The sequence below is a fragment of the Elstera cyanobacteriorum genome, from assembly GCF_002251735.1.
GTDB lineage: Bacteria > Pseudomonadota > Alphaproteobacteria > Elsterales > Elsteraceae > Elstera > Elstera cyanobacteriorum.
On the sequence record NZ_NOXS01000034.1, the window covers coordinates 124512 to 139027 of the forward strand.

The following is a 14516-nucleotide window of genomic DNA, read 5'->3' on the forward strand; positions in this document are numbered from 1 at the left end:
GCTAGGCGCGGCCTTGTGGTTCCCTAACATCATACCGCCGCAACAAGGCGGATTTTGCGGACGCATAACCCTGGGAGGGGACGGGCATGGCTTTATCCATCCGCCATCCGAAAGACTTCCTGTCCGGCGTGATCTTCATCGCGCTCGGCCTGGGCTTTCTCTATATCGCGCAAGATTATCGCATGGGCACGGCGACCCGCATGGGGCCGGGCTATTTTCCGTCGATCCTGGCAGGCATTCTAACCCTGATCGGCCTTACCACCAGTTTGCGGGCCTTGTTCCGTGACGGCGAGAAGGTCGAAGGTTTTGCCTGGAAGCCGCTGGTTATTGTGCTGGTGGGCACGGTGCTGTTCGGCGTGCTGGTGCGCGATGCTGGGCTGATCGTTGCCCTGCTGGCCTATATCGGTATCACGGCCACGGCCTCGATCTATTTCCACTGGCGGCCGACGCTGATGATGGCGGTCGGGCTGACGGTGTTTTCCGTCATTATCTTCATCAAAGCCTTGGGCCTGCCGATCCCGATGATCGGCGCCTGGTTCGGCGCGTAAGGAGGCCCTGGGCATGGAACTTCTCGCTAATCTCGCGACCGGCATCGAAGCCGCGATCACCTTTCAAAATCTCCTGTACTGCCTGGGCGGGGTGCTGCTTGGCACGCTGATCGGCGTGTTGCCGGGCTTGGGGCCGGTGGCGACCATCGCCATGCTGCTGCCCGCGACGTTTGCCCTGCCGCCGCTGTCCGCCCTGATCATGCTCGCGGGTATTTATTACGGCGCGCAGTACGGCGGCTCAACGACCGCCATTCTGATCAACCTGCCGGGTGAATCTTCGTCGGTCGTGACGGCGCTCGACGGCTATCAGATGGCCCGCCAGGGCCGGGCCGGAGCGGCGCTGTCCACGGCGGCGCTGGGGTCGTTCTTCGCGGGATCGGTGGCGACGCTGCTGCTGGCGGTTTTTGCGCCGCCGCTCGCCGAAATGGCGTTGAAATTTGGCCCCGCCGAATATTTCTCGCTGATGGTCTTAGGCTTGGTCGCCTCCGTCGCCCTCGCCCACGGCTCCTTGCTGAAAGCCATCGGCATGATCGTGCTCGGGCTGCTGCTCGGGCTGGTTGGGGCCGACGTCAACAGTGGCACGCCGCGCTTTACCTTCGATATCCCCGAACTCGCCGATAACATCAACTTCGTCGCCCTGGCGATGGGCATGTTCGGCGTCGGCGAGATCATCAAGAACCTCGAAAGCGAGGGTAACCGCGAGGTGATGATCAAGAAAGTGACCGGCCTGCTGCCGACGCGGGACGATTTCAAAGCGATCTGGAAGCCGGTGCTGCGCGGCACGGGGCTTGGCTCCATCCTCGGTATTCTGCCGGGCGGCGGGGCGATCCTCTCGTCCTTTGCGGCCTACTCGCTGGAAAAGAAACTGTCGAAGACGCCGGAACGCTTCGGCAAGGGTGCCATCGAAGGCGTGGCTGCGCCGGAAAGCGCCAATAACGCCGGGGCTCAGACCAGCTTCATCCCGATGCTAACCCTCGGCATTCCGTCGAACCCCGTGATGGCCTTGATGGCCGGCGCGATGATCATTCAGGGCATCCAACCGGGGCCGCTGGTGATGACCGAACAGCCGACGCTGTTCTGGGGGATCATCGTGTCGATGTGGATCGGGAATTTCTTCCTGGTCATCCTGAATCTGCCGATGATCGGCCTATGGGTGCGCCTGCTGACCGTGCCCTATCATCTGCTGTTTCCGGCGATTCTCGCCTTCTGCGGTATCGGGGTCTATAGCCTCAACAACACCAGTTTCGACGTGTTCCTGATGGCCGGGTTCGGCGTCGCGGGCTACATCTTCGCGAAACTGGAGTGCGAGCCTGCGCCCTTGTTGCTGGGCTTCATCCTCGGGCCGATGATGGAAGAAAATCTGCGCCGCGCCATGACCCTGTCGCGCGGCGATGCGATGGTCTTCGTCGAACGGCCGATCAGCGCGACCATGCTGGTGCTCTCGGCACTGGCCTTGATCGTCGTCCTCAGCCCCACGATCCGCAAAAAGCGTGAGGAAGCCTTCCAAGAGGAATGAGCGTCTACTGCGTGTAAGGCTTGCCAGCCCCGATCAACTATGATCATGAAAGGGAGCATTTTAGGAGAATACGGGGTATGGCAGCACCACGCGCGAATCTGAAGACCTTGGCCGAACATCTCGGCCTGTCGGTCACGACCGTCTCGCGGGCGCTGAAAGATGGGCCGGAGGTGCGCCCGGAGACGATTGCCAAAGTAAAAGCCGCCGCCGCCGAATTCGGCTATGTGCCGAATATCGGCGGTGTGCATTTGCGCACCGGGCGGACGATGAAAATCTGCTCGATCCTCTATGCACCCGAGGTTGGTGATTATGGCGACCCGGCGTTTTTGGCGCAGGTGGAGAGCCTGTCGAACGGGCTGGAGCCCGCCTTTTATAATCTGATGGTTTTGGCCCAAACGGCCGGGCAGGCGCCGCTCGATCCGGTGCGCAAGGTGCTCGACCAGCGCCTTGCCGATGCGGTGATTTTCTCGCGCACGCAGCCACAGGACGCGCGGGCGGCCTATTGCCTGGAGCGGGATTTTCCCTTCGTTAGTTTCGGGCGCACCGCGCTTCCCACCCCGCACGCCTATATCGATCATGACGACGAGGGGGCGGTCTTCGATGCGGTGACGGCGCTGATCCGCGATGGTCACCGGCGGATTGCCCTTCTGAACCCGACGGGCGGTCTAACCTATCTTGGTTTGCGCGAGCAGGGTTACCGGCGCGCTTTCGAGGCGGCAGGCCTGCCTGTCGATCCGGCGCTGCTGCGGCTCGCTCCCCTCTCGGTTCGTGCGCATCGGGAGGCGGTCATGGCGCTGCTGGCGGAAGCGCCGAGCGTCACTGCCTTTGTGGGCGCCAATCAAATGTCGGTCGTCGGCGCCCTCGAAGCGATTGTCGAAACTGGGCGCGATACCGGGCGCGATGGGCTGCGCGTCGTTGGTTTCGGCGGCATGCCATTCCGCATGCTGTCGGACCAAAAGGTGGTTTACTACTATCAGCCGCAGCGGCGCGTTGGGGCCCTGCTGGCGGAGCATTGTCTGGCGCTGCTGAACGGGGCGGACCCCGCGGGGCTGCAAACCGTACTGCCCTATACGCGGATCGAGGATTTGCGCCGCTTTCGCATCAATGAGGAACTGGGCGAATAGGCGTTTCCTAAGCGGGTTGAATTGGTCTAGGCTCCCGCCATGACCGCGCCCGAGTTGACCCATAATCTGCCCGAACTATCCGTCGGCCAATTGTCGAACGCGCTTCAGCGCACCGTGGAGAATGCTTTTCCGCGCGTGCGGGTGCGCGGCGAAATCTCCGGCTTTAAGCGCGCCCCTTCGGGCCATCTCTACCTCACCCTCAAAGACCCGGATGCGGTTCTCGGTGCTGTGTGCTGGAAGGGCGTCGCCGCCCGCCTGTCCATCCGGCCCGAAGACGGGATGGAGGTGATTGCCACCGGTAAGTTGACCACTTTCGCCGGGCAGTCGAAATATCAACTCGTCATCGATCAGATGGAACTGGCCGGGCGCGGGGCGCTGCTGGCGCTGATCGAGGAGCGGAAGCGCCGCCTGGCCTCCGAAGGGCTGTTCGAGGCGGCGCGCAAGCGCCCGTTGCCGCTGCTGCCGCGCGTGATTGGCGTCGTCACCTCCCCCACCGGGGCGGTCATCCGCGATATTCTGCATCGGTTGAACGACCGTTTTCCGCGCCCCGTGCTGGTCTGGCCGGTGCTGGTGCAGGGGGAACAGGCGGCGGCGCAGATCGTCGCCGCGATCCGGGGCTTCAATCAATTGCCGGACGGCGGACCGATCCCGCGCCCGGATGTGCTGATCGTCGCGCGCGGGGGCGGGTCGATTGAAGATCTGATGGCGTTTAACGAGGAAGCGGTGGTGCGCGCGGCAGCGGCCAGTGCGATCCCGCTGATTTCCGCCGTGGGCCATGAAACCGATACAACGCTGATCGATTTTGCGTCCGACCGCCGCGCCCCGACGCCGACCGCCGCCGCCGAAATGGCCGTGCCGGTGCGGGCTGAGTTGCGCCAGGCGGTGCGGGAGCGCGGGCAACGGCTCGATCAGGCCGCCGACCGTCTGCTACAGGACCGTAACTTACGCCTCGATGCCCTGGCGCGTGGCTTGACCGATCCGCGCCGGGCGGTGGCGGAAGCCCGTCAGCGTTTGGCTGACCGGGATCAACGCTTGCAGCAGGCGATGCGTCAGCGGCTGGCGGTGCAGCGGGCATCGGTCGCGACCTTAGGCGCCCGCCTGCCGCATCCGCAGGCGCAAATCACCCTGGCGCGCAGCCGGTTTGTGGCCGAAGGCAAAGCGCTCGATCAGAGTGTGCAGCGGCAGGTTTTCGTCTGCGGGCAACGGCTCGACGGCTTGGCGGCACGCTTACGGGTCGAACCCCTGCGGCAAGAGTTAGGCCGTCAAGCCCAAGGGCTGCGGCAATTGGCGGATCGGTTGCCGGTGGCTTACGCGCAAATGCGCCGTCTGCGCGAGGACCGGCTGGGCGGCCTTGGGCGGTTGCTGGAGAGTTATTCCTATAAGGGCACGCTGGCGCGCGGCTTTGTTGTGCTGCGGGATGAGGCGGGGGCGCTGCTGTCGGGCCTCTCCGCGCTGCCCGCCGGGCAGCGGGTGGTCCTGGAAGCGCAAGACGGCACCCGCACAGCGGAACTGCTGGGGGAAGGCGCCCCGCCGCCGACGCGCCCGGCAAAACCCAAGTCCAAGGCGGCTGCCGCAACCCAGGAGAGCCTGTTTTGATCCGTTATCTGGCCGCTGGCGTTGCGCTGCTGCTCTCCACCGCAGCGGTGGCCTTCACCCTTGATGCACCGGTCGAACAGGGGCGGTTGGTCCGCGGGCAAACGGCGCCGGGGGCCCAGATTTTGCTGGATGGCAAGCCGCTGCCCGTCTCCGCCGCCGGGGCTTTCGTCTTCGGTCTGGCCCGGGACGCCAAGGGCAGCATCACCCTCAGCGAAAACGGCGTGGCGACCGTGCTGCCGATTGCAGCGAAAGTCTGGGATATTCAGAAGATCGACGGGTTGCCGCCTGCTAAGGTCAATCCTGACCCTGAAGGGATGAAGCGCATCCAGGCCGAAGCGGCGCAATTGAAAACCGTGCGGGCGCTGGTTAGCGATCTCACGGGGTTTGCCGAGGCGTTTCAATGGCCCGCCGAGGGGCGGATCAGCGGTATTTATGGCTCGCAGCGGATTTTGAACGGCGAGCCGCGCGCCCCGCACTTGGGCCTCGATATTGCCGGGCCGACGGGAACGCCCATCCGTGCCCCCGCATCGGGGAAGATCGTGCTGGCGGAACCCGATTTGTTTTTCACCGGGCGAACGCTGATTCTGGATCACGGCCACGGCGTCGCGTCGATCTTCGCCCATCTATCGGCAAGTTCGGTGACGGTAGGTCAGGCGATCCAAGCCGGGCAGGAAATCGGCCGGGTCGGGGCGACGGGCCGCGTGACCGGCCCGCACTTGCATTGGGGCGTCTATTGGGGCAGCGTCACGGTCGATCCGCGCCCGCTGCTGCCTTCCCAAGACCCGACGCCGCTGCCGTAACCCGGATTTAGGCTAAGGCGGCCAGCGCCGTCACGGCCCGTTCGCGGGCAGCGTGATAGCTGCGCGCGGTATTAGCAGCTTCCATCGCAACGCCAGCGATACGATCGCGCTGCCAGCCGGGCAGGGAATTGAAGGCGCGGCCGGCCGCCGCTTTGGCCTTGCCGTCCAAATCCTGTTCCAGCGCGCGGGAGAGCGTTTGATAGACCTTGCTCACCTCACCGACGACGGCTCCCGTCGCGGTCAGCAGGATCGTCATGGCCGACCGATCAGCTTCGGGGTCGATCAGGGTCGTATCGGAAACCAGTTTAAGATGCGCCATCGTCCCTTCTCCTTGCGGCGAATGAACGGACGATAGCGCATGTTTTCTGCGGTTTCTAGAGGATTTGTTAAAGTAATTTCTTACGAATTGAGCAACCTTGTATAACGCTTTGATGCAGAAAGGTTTTACCTGTTATACGGTTTCCTGACCGATTTCGGCAAGCCGGGTCTGCATCGCCATCTGCGACAGGGCATCGAGCCGCAGGGCCGCGAAAATCTTGACCCGATGTTCAAGCTGGCGGAAGGCCAATCGGTAGGCGTTCATTTGGGCGAGATCATCGCCTTCCGGAGCCAGGCCAACGGGATCGTCCACTTCCCAATGGGCGACGATGGGGCTGCCCGGCCATGCGGGAAGCGCCGTACCCGGTTCGCCGACGATGAAGATGAAATCCATGACGGGGGAGGCGGCGGCGGCAAACTCGTCCCAGCTTTTGCTGCGCAGGGTATCGGCGGGTAGATTGAGCGAGGCGAGCAGGCGTAGCGCATAGGGATTGGGCGCGGCGGCCGGGGCGCTGCCGGCGCTATAGGCTTTAAACCGGCCCTTGCCCCATTCGTTCAGCAAGGCTTCGGCCATGATGCTGCGCGCCGAATTCTGCGAGCACAGAAACAGCACGTTATAGATTTTTTCCATTGGAAACCCCCTTCGGGCTGGCGTCGCGGGACGGGCGACGCAAAGGGCGTAGCATTCCTTGATTGCCGATTGATGACGCATCCGTCAGCCGGGGCAGAAAAACGCCGCCGATGCAGGGCAGCGGCGGCGAAAGGCACCAAGGGACTTGCACATCATCCTACCGGGCACGGGTAAAGCCCGGCTTAACGGCGGGGGCGATTTTTCGGGGATTAGCCGCGCCCGTGACCGTCCTTATGCAGCGCGCGCAGCTTTTCCTTCTGGTCGGGGGTCAGGCCGTCCATGACCTTTTTCATCGCGGCGCGGAAGGTATCGCGTTCGGCGCTGGTCATCTGTTCGCGGGTCTTGCCGCCGCGCGCCTTATCCAACTCGGCCTTTTGCTCCGGCGTCAGGATCTTTTCGAAGTCGGCCCGGCGTTGTTCCATGCGGTCGTGCATCGGCTTGCGGGCGGCATCGAGCTTGGCCTTTTGATCGGGCGTCAGGCTGGCCATCACTGCGTCATGGGCCTTGCGCATATCGCTGCGCGCGGCTTCCAGCTTGGCTTTTTGTTCCGGCGTCAGCACCTCGTCCATCGCCTTGCGATAGGCGTGAAACTCCCCGCGCGGTCCACCGTGCTGGGCAGCATGGTGCGGGGCGGGCTGCCCCGGGGAAGCGGGCGCCGGGGCCTGTGCCAGGGCGGCGGTGGCGAGCATGGTGGTGGCGGCCAGGGCGGTCAGAAAACGCTTCATGGTGGTGGCTCTCTTTTTCATCAGGTGAGGGATTATTGTGTGAGGCCTCGTTTTGGGATAGGGCGGCGCCCTGGCATTCATCCCCGGTCCGATCTGCGTTTCTTGCAGGATGGCTATGTAAGTCTTGATTGGCTGCTAGCCCCCAGCCCATCTATCGAAGGGTAAGAGGCGGTGCCGATCCTGGGCCGCCCAAGGAATGAGACGCGATGGATCACGCTCCCGATACCTGGTACGGCACAACGGTTCTGTGCGTGCGCAAGAACAACGAGGTCGTGCTGGCCGCCGACGGTCAGGTGACGTTCGGCAATACGGTTCTAAAACATAACGCCCGCAAAGTGCGGCGGCTGGCGGACGGCGCGGTGATCGCCGGGTTCGCGGGGGCGACGGCGGATGCTTTCACCCTGTTTGAACGGCTGGAAGCCAAACTGGAAAAGCACCCCAAGCAGCTTACCCGCGCTTGCGTCGAGCTTGCTAAAGACTGGCGGACCGACCGCTATCTACGCCGCTTGGAAGCCATGATGGCGGTGGCGGATAAGGATGTGTCGCTGATTCTGACCGGCAATGGCGATGTGCTGGAGCCGGAAGACGGCGTGATCGGCATCGGTTCCGGCGGGCCGTTCGCTTTGTCGGCGGCGCGTGCCCTGATCGACGTGGACGGAATGGACGCCGAAACCATTGCGCGCAAGGCGATGAAAATCGCGGGCGACGTTTGCATCTACACCAATCACAACGTGATCCTGGAACGGCTATGACCAATTTCAGCCCGCGCGAGATCGTCTCCGAACTCGACCGCTTCATCGTCGGCCAGCAGGACGCCAAGCGCGCCGTGGCCATTGCCCTGCGCAACCGTTGGCGCCGCCAGCATCTGCCGGAAGGCCTGCGCAACGAGGTTCTGCCCAAGAATATTCTGATGATCGGGCCGACCGGGGTGGGGAAGACGGAAATCGCCCGCCGCCTCGCGCGCCTCGCCAATGCGCCCTTCATCAAGGTCGAGGCGACGAAATTCACCGAAGTCGGCTATGTCGGCCGCGATGTGGATCAGATCGTCCGCGATCTTGTCGAAATCGCCATCGGCCTTGCCCGCGAAACCCTGCGCAAGGACGTGCAGGTGAAGGCGGAAGCCCGCGCCGAAGACCGGGTGCTCGACGCCCTGGTCGGCCAGAGCGCTTCCCCGGAAACCCGGCAGAAGTTCCGCAAGATGCTGCGTGAAGGCCAACTCAACGACCGCGAGATCGAGTTGGAAGTGCAGGATACGGCTCCCTTCCAAATGCCGGGCTTCGACATTCCGGGCATGCCGGGCGGCCATGTCGGCGTGATGAACCTTCAGGACATGCTGGGCAAAGCCTTCGGCCAGGGTCGGACCAAGACCAAGCGCCTGACCGTGCAGGAAAGCCACACCGTCTTGCTGGCCGAAGAAGCCGATAAGCTGCTGGACGAAGATCAGGTGGTGCGCACGGCGATCACAGCGGTGGAGGAAAACGGCATCGTCTTCCTCGATGAAATCGACAAGATCTGCGCCCGGTCGGAACGGACCGGCGGCGATGTGTCGCGCGAAGGCGTGCAGCGCGACCTGCTGCCGCTGATCGAAGGCACTTCGGTTTCGACCAAATACGGGCCGGTGAAGACGGATCACATCCTCTTCATCGCGTCCGGCGCCTTTCATATCGCCAAACCCTCGGACCTGCTGCCGGAGCTGCAAGGCCGCCTGCCGATCCGGGTGGAGCTGCAACCGCTGTCGGTCGAAGACCTGCGCCGCATTCTGACCGAACCGGAAGCCAGTCTGATCCGCCAGTACGAAGCCTTGATGGCGACGGAACAGGTGACGCTGCGCTTCACCGATGAGGCGATCGACGCGCTGGCGGCCCTAGCGGCGGATATCAACCGTTCCGTCGAAAATATCGGCGCGCGGCGCCTGCATACGGTGCTGGAACGGCTGCTGGAGGATATCAGCTTCGATGCACCGGATAAGTCCGGCGCGACCGAGGAGATTACCGCCGCGCGGGTGGAAGAAAAGGTCGGCAGCCTCGCCAAAAAGGCGGATTTGTCGAAGTTCATCCTTTAGGGTCCGAACAATCGTTGACTCACGGGCTGACTGCCCTTATACGGACAAGCCATTTTTCTCGGGAGTTCCCATCGTGAAGCGCACTTACCAACCGTCCAAGATCGTCCGCAAGCGTCGGCACGGCTTCCGCGCCCGCATGGCGACCGTCGGCGGTCGCAATGTCCTGGCGAACCGTCGTAGCCAGGGCCGGAAGCGTCTGTCGGCCTAAGGCCCGGACCATCCAGATAAGGCGGCGGCGCCCGGCGCTGCCGCCTTCTGTTTTTGGGGGATACCCCATGCGGACGCCGCTCTATCCGTTAAAGCGCCGCGCCGATTTTCTGCGGGTTGCCGCCCTGCGTCGCAAATGGGCGATGCCTGGGCTTGTGTTGCAGGTCGCGCCCAATCCCGCGGATGCCGAGGCGAAACCGCGGATCGGTTTTACCGCCAGCCGCAAGGTCGGCGGGGCCGTACAGCGCAATCGCGCCCGCCGTAGGCTGCGCGAGGCGGTGCGCGCTATTCTTGCCCCCCATGCCGCCCCCGGTCTCGATTACGTCGTCATCGCCCGCGAAGAAACCGTGGTCCGCCCTTGGGGCGATCTGCTGCGCGATCTCGAAACCGCGATGCGCCGCTTAAAATCCTGGCGCGAGTCCGCGTGACCGCCCCGGCCCCCAGCATCGCGGCCCGGTTGCTGCGTGGCGCGGTCTACCTCTATCGGGGGACGCTCTCGCCGCTGTTACCGCGCGCCTGCCGGTTCGAACCAAGCTGTTCGGCCTATGCGCTGGACGCCCTTAGCCTGCATGGCGCGGGCATGGGGTCCTGGTTGACCTTGAAGCGTTTGTGCCGCTGCCACCCCTGGGGGGGATACGGGTATGATCCCGTCCCGCCCGTTTCGGGCTTTACGCCTGGGCGTTTTTCAGCGACACAGGTGCCCTCTTCTTCGCCCTCCCAAGAGTCGTGAGGCTGCCTTAGTATCATGGAACAACGGAACCTGATCCTTGCGATCGTGATTTCCATCGCCATTCTGGTCGGCTTCCAATTCTTCTTCGATCAGCCGAAGCCGCCCGCCCCGGCACCGCAAACCGCCAGCAGCCCCGCCGCGACCCCGGCCATTCCGGGCGCGGCGCCCGTTGCCCTGCCGGTCCTGCGCGAGCGGACGGAGATTCTGGCCGATAATCCGCGCGTGACCATCGAAACCCCGCGCACCAAGGGCTCCATTGCCTTGGTCGGTGGCCGGATCGACGATATCGTTCTGACTGGCTACCGCGAGACGGTCGATCCCAACAGCCCGCAGGTCACGCTGCTGCACCCCTTGGGCGCGAAGGATGCCTATTACGCCGAATTCGGCTGGTCCACGACCGATACCAGCCAGCCGGTCCCGTCGCAGGATACGCGCTGGACGGCGGATTTCGATAAGCTGACGCCGACCCAGCCGGTGACCCTAACGTGGGACAATGGCAAGGGCCTGACCTTCATCCGCCAATATACGGTGGATAAGGATTACATGATCACCGTAACTCAGCGTGTCGACAGCAAAGCGGCGACGCCGGTGGTGCTGCATCCTTACGCGCTGGCCTCGCGCTCCGGCACGCCGATCACCCAGGATTTCTTCATCCTGCACGAAGGCGCCATCGGCGTGCTGGGCGATGTGCTGCAAGAGCATAAGTACAAGGAACTGCGTGAAAAGCCCGAAATTACCGGCACCACCAAGGGCGGCTGGCTGGGCTTTACCGATAAATATTGGCTGGTCGCGCTCATCCCGGATCAGGCCGACAGCGTGAAGACCTCCTTCCGTTACAGCAAGCCGAACGGGATTGAAAAATTCCAGGTCGATTACCTTGGCGATGCGAAGACGCTGGCGCCGGGCGGCAGTGTCGAGGCGAACCATCGGCTGTTCGCCGGGGCCAAGGAAGTGTCGCTGCTTCAGCGCTATGAAACCGACCTGAAGATCAACCGCTTTGATTACGCGGTCGATTGGGGCTGGTTCTTCTTCTTCACCAAGCCGATCTTCCAGTTGATGGAAATCATCTATCATCAGGTCGGTAACTTCGGCATCTGCATTCTGGTGCTGACCGTCATCATCAAACTGCTCTTCTTCCCGCTGGCCAACCGGTCCTATGTGACGATGAGCAAGATGAAGAAGCTGACGCCGGTGATGCAGGAACTGCGCGAAAAATATGCGGGCGACAATGCCCGCATGCAGCAGGAACTGATGGGCCTGTATAAGCGCGAGAAGATCAATCCGCTGTCGGGCTGCTTGCCCATCGTCGCGCAAATTCCGGTGTTCTTTGCGCTCTATAAGGTGCTGTTCGTCACCATCGAAATGCGCCATGCGCCGTTCTTCGGCTGGATTCAGGATTTGTCGGCGGCGGACCCGACGACGGTGTTTAACCTCTTCGGTCTCATTCCGTGGGCGCCGCCGCACTTCCTGATGATTGGCGCTTGGCCGCTGATCATGGGCGTGACCATGTGGCTGCAAATGAAACTGAACCCAACGCCGACCGATCCGATCCAGGCGAAGATGTTCATGATCATGCCGGTGGTCTTCACCTTCATGCTCGGCAGCTTCCCCGCCGGTCTGGTGATCTATTGGGCGTGGAACAATACGCTGTCGATTGCCCAGCAATGGGTGATCATGCGGCGCCTGGGGGCGGCGTGAGCCAGCCCGCGCCGCAAGGCCCGCTGGAGGGCATGACGCCAAGCGATTGGGCAGCGGCCGTTGAGTTCGGTCGCAAGCTCTTCGCTGGGCCGTGCGACTTTGTGGCGGCGGTGCCGACGATTGACCGGTTGCCGCCGATCACCCTGACGGAAGTGGCCTTCGCCGGGCGCTCCAATGTTGGCAAGTCGAGTCTCGTGAACGCGCTGACGGGGCGCAGCACTTTGGCCCGCACCTCGAACACGCCGGGGCGCACTCAGCAGCTCAACTTCTTCTCGCTCGGGGAAAAGCTGCTGCTGGTCGATATGCCCGGCTATGGCTATGCCGAAGTGCCGAAGGCGGAAGCCGCGCGCTGGGCCGAGGTGATCGACCTTTATTTGCGCGGTCGCGCCTCCCTGCGCCGCGTCTGCCTGCTGGTCGATGCGCGCCACGGGGTGAAGAAGAACGATCTCGATAGTATGGATTGGCTCGACCAGCGCGCCGTGCCCTATCAGATCGTCCTCACCAAGGCCGATAAGCTGAAGCAGAAGGACCGGGAAGATTTGCTGGCCGCGACGGCGAAGACCATTTCCCGCCGCCCGGCCGCCCATCCCGATATTATCGTGACCTCTGCTGAAACCGGCGAGGGCATTCCGGCTCTGCGCGCGGTTTTGGGGCTGTTCGCGGCGGCTTAGGCCGCCGCCTCGGGCCGCGAGGCGATGACAGAGAACATCGATACCTCGCCGCCCGAAATCGGCGCGCGTTGGGTATGGAAGCTTAAGCGCACATCGCTGAACCCGAGGATTCCCAAAGCCGATACGAAGAAGGCCGGGCTGAAGGCCCACCAGGTATGAACCTGCTGCGCGCCAAGGTGCGGCAACAGCTCGCAGACCGCCCGATCCCCCAAGTGGGGGTAATAGGTTTCAGTAACGATCATCGTCTTGCGAACCCGTTTTGCCGTCTGCTCCAGCAGCGAAAACGGCACCCGGCAGTGCAGCAGCACGCTGGCCAGCAGGCCGATATCATACTCGCCGATTTCCGCCGGAATGGCGTAGGGGTCGGTTTCGATCATCCGCACGTTCGACTCGAACAGCGCGTGGCAATACCAGAAGGAGTTACGCACCCCTTCTAGATGGGGGGTGAACTCCGCCTTCCAGCCGTCGATATTGAAATTGCGGAAGGGCACGATGTCCCACAGATGGCTCATCGGTGGCTCGATGCAGGTCACCGCCGCCCCCGCCCGTTCCATATGGAACGACAGGTACCCGCTGGCCGGGCCGATTTCGAGCACCGAGCGGTCCTTAAAATCCACCTCGCCCAAATAGGCGTCGGCGGCGGCGCGCAAGTCCCATTGGCCGTCCACCGTTTCGTCGGGCAGGGTGAAGGAATGGTAGAATTCGCAGTCTTCGCGCCGGGGGAAACGGGGCGGAATTACACTGAAGGCGGGGGACTGGGGCATCTTAATCTCGGTCAGGCGCAGGGGCTGTTAAGCTGCGGGATGCGGCGAAGGCTGGCAATGGAATTTATGCGCCCGGCCCATGCGCGTTTTTGTCCGAATTTCCGCTTCTCCTAAGCCCCTGTTTTGCGCATGATCCCGCCGCCCACCGCGCCCGGCGCGATGGGGGTTTGATGCCGCTTCGGAGATTGCCCGCGATGACCGACCAGAAACCCGTCGATATTGCCTCGCTCGATTGGCCGACCAAGGCCAATATTCTCTCCGAAGCGCTGCCGTTTATGCGCCGTTTCGCGGGCAAGACCTTCGTGATCAAATACGGCGGCCACGCGATGGGCGACGATCACCTTGCCGATCTGTTTGCGCGCGATGTGGTGCTGCTGAAGCAGGTCGGCATCAATCCCGTCATCGTCCACGGCGGCGGGCCGCAGATCGGTAAAATGCTGGAACGGCTGAAAATCCAGTCCCAGTTCATCGACGGGCTGCGCATCACCGACGAAGCGACCGTCGAGATCGTCGAAATGGTTCTCGCGGGGTCGATCAATAAGCATCTGGTTGGTGCCATCAACCGCGCGGGCGGCCTCGCGGTCGGCCTGTCGGGCAAGGACGCTAATCTGATCACCGCGCGCCGCCTGACGCGCACCAAGGTCGATCCCGATAGCCATATCGAAAAGGTCTTGGACCTCGGCTTCGTTGGCGAGCCGGAAACGGTCAACGCCAAGGTGCTGGAAGTCTTCGCCCAGTCGGACATTATCCCCGTCATCGCGCCGACCGCCATCGGCTCCAAGGGCGAAACTTTCAATATCAATGCCGACACGGCGGCGGGGGCCATTGCTGGGGCGCTGGGCGCGACCCGCTTGCTGCTGCTGACCGATGTGGCGGGTGTGCTGGATAAGAGCAAGACGCTGCTGAAGGAACTGAGCACCGAAGATTCGCGCCGCCTGATCGCCGACGGCACGATTTCCGGTGGCATGATCCCGAAGATCGAAACCTGCGTGTCCGCCGTCATGCAGGGCGTCGAGGGCGCCGTCATTCTCGATGGCCGCGTGCCGCACGCGATTTTGCTGGAAATCTTCACCTCGGGCGGCGTCGGTACGCTGGTTCGTCGCGGCTAAAGAAAACACAAGGAAAC

General features: G+C 63.1%; 17 protein-coding genes. 13 read left to right on the forward strand and 4 right to left on the reverse strand.

Annotated elements, in window-relative coordinates; translation table 11 throughout:
• The first annotated feature begins 86 nt into the window (after positions 1-86).
• From CHR90_RS15550 to CHR90_RS15570, 5 genes are all read left to right on the forward strand, one after another.
• Positions 87-548: a tripartite tricarboxylate transporter TctB family protein gene (locus CHR90_RS15550; RefSeq protein WP_094410030.1), complete on the forward strand. Its 462-nt coding sequence runs from the start codon at positions 87-89 to the stop codon at positions 546-548.
• Positions 549-561: 13 nt separating this feature from the next.
• Positions 562-2064, forward strand: a complete 1503-nt coding sequence (locus CHR90_RS15555) for a tripartite tricarboxylate transporter permease (protein WP_094410031.1) — start codon at positions 562-564, stop codon at positions 2062-2064.
• 77 nt (positions 2065-2141) lie between these two features.
• On the forward strand, positions 2142-3188 hold the full coding sequence (locus CHR90_RS15560; RefSeq protein WP_094410032.1) for a LacI family DNA-binding transcriptional regulator: 1047 nt from the start codon (positions 2142-2144) through the stop codon (positions 3186-3188).
• 39 nt (positions 3189-3227) lie between these two features.
• Positions 3228-4784, forward strand: a complete 1557-nt coding sequence (gene xseA, locus CHR90_RS15565; protein ID WP_094410033.1) for an exodeoxyribonuclease VII large subunit — start codon at positions 3228-3230, stop codon at positions 4782-4784.
• On the forward strand, positions 4781-5584 hold the full coding sequence (locus tag CHR90_RS15570) for a M23 family metallopeptidase (RefSeq protein WP_229671556.1): 804 nt from the start codon (positions 4781-4783) through the stop codon (positions 5582-5584). The genes xseA and CHR90_RS15570 overlap by 4 nt, the downstream gene beginning before the upstream one ends.
• Positions 5585-5591: 7 nt before the next feature.
• Here the strand turns inward: CHR90_RS15570 and CHR90_RS15575 are convergent, their stop codons facing one another.
• The 3 genes from CHR90_RS15575 to CHR90_RS15585 all read right to left on the reverse strand — a co-directional run bounded on the left by CHR90_RS15575 (position 5592) and on the right by CHR90_RS15585 (position 7258).
• The gene (locus CHR90_RS15575) at positions 5592-5903 is read right to left on the reverse strand and encodes a hypothetical protein (RefSeq protein WP_094410034.1); all 312 of its coding nucleotides are present in this window, start codon (positions 5901-5903) and stop codon (positions 5592-5594) included.
• Between the two features lie 132 nt (positions 5904-6035).
• Positions 6036-6533: an arsenate reductase/protein-tyrosine-phosphatase family protein gene (locus CHR90_RS15580; RefSeq protein ID WP_094410035.1), complete on the reverse strand. Its 498-nt coding sequence runs from the start codon at positions 6531-6533 to the stop codon at positions 6036-6038.
• 209 nt (positions 6534-6742) lie between these two features.
• Complete coding sequence (locus CHR90_RS15585; RefSeq protein ID WP_094410036.1) at positions 6743-7258, reverse strand: hypothetical protein; 516 nt, start codon at positions 7256-7258, stop codon at positions 6743-6745.
• 206 nt (positions 7259-7464) lie between these two features.
• On the opposite strand from CHR90_RS15585, the gene hslV reads away from it, so the two are divergent.
• The 7 genes from hslV to yihA all read left to right on the forward strand — a co-directional run bounded on the left by hslV (position 7465) and on the right by yihA (position 12626).
• Positions 7465-8010 carry an ATP-dependent protease subunit HslV gene (hslV, locus tag CHR90_RS15590; protein WP_094410037.1) on the forward strand — a complete coding sequence of 182 codons (546 nt, stop codon included), beginning with the start codon at positions 7465-7467 and terminating at the stop codon, positions 8008-8010.
• Positions 8007-9320 (forward strand): ATP-dependent protease ATPase subunit HslU, encoded by a 1314-nt coding sequence (gene hslU, locus CHR90_RS15595; RefSeq protein ID WP_094410038.1) that lies wholly within the window; start codon positions 8007-8009, stop codon positions 9318-9320. The genes hslV and hslU overlap by 4 nt, the downstream gene beginning before the upstream one ends.
• Positions 9321-9393: 73 nt before the next feature.
• Positions 9394-9528: a 50S ribosomal protein L34 gene (rpmH, locus tag CHR90_RS15600; RefSeq protein WP_094410039.1), complete on the forward strand. Its 135-nt coding sequence runs from the start codon at positions 9394-9396 to the stop codon at positions 9526-9528.
• A 67-nt stretch (positions 9529-9595) separates the two neighbouring features.
• Positions 9596-9955 carry a ribonuclease P protein component gene (gene rnpA, locus CHR90_RS15605; RefSeq protein WP_094410040.1) on the forward strand — a complete coding sequence of 120 codons (360 nt, stop codon included), beginning with the start codon at positions 9596-9598 and terminating at the stop codon, positions 9953-9955.
• Complete coding sequence (gene yidD, locus CHR90_RS15610) at positions 9952-10257, forward strand: membrane protein insertion efficiency factor YidD (RefSeq protein WP_170941431.1); 306 nt, start codon at positions 9952-9954, stop codon at positions 10255-10257. The genes rnpA and yidD overlap by 4 nt, the downstream gene beginning before the upstream one ends.
• 15 nt (positions 10258-10272) lie before the next feature.
• Positions 10273-11955, forward strand: a complete 1683-nt coding sequence (yidC, locus tag CHR90_RS15615) for a membrane protein insertase YidC (RefSeq protein WP_308421781.1) — start codon at positions 10273-10275, stop codon at positions 11953-11955.
• Positions 11922-12626: a ribosome biogenesis GTP-binding protein YihA/YsxC gene (gene yihA / locus CHR90_RS15620; RefSeq protein ID WP_373283918.1), complete on the forward strand. Its 705-nt coding sequence runs from the start codon at positions 11922-11924 to the stop codon at positions 12624-12626. Before yidC ends, yihA begins: the two co-directional genes overlap by 34 nt.
• On the opposite strand, the gene CHR90_RS15625 is transcribed toward yihA, so the two are convergent.
• Complete coding sequence (locus tag CHR90_RS15625; protein WP_094410042.1) at positions 12623-13390, reverse strand: class I SAM-dependent methyltransferase; 768 nt, start codon at positions 13388-13390, stop codon at positions 12623-12625. The two genes, yihA and CHR90_RS15625, sit on opposite strands and share 4 nt — an antisense overlap.
• Positions 13391-13584: 194 nt before the next feature.
• Between CHR90_RS15625 and argB the strand changes: the two genes are divergently transcribed.
• Complete coding sequence (gene argB / locus CHR90_RS15630) at positions 13585-14499, forward strand: acetylglutamate kinase (RefSeq protein ID WP_094410043.1); 915 nt, start codon at positions 13585-13587, stop codon at positions 14497-14499.
• Positions 14500-14516 lie beyond the last annotated feature (17 nt).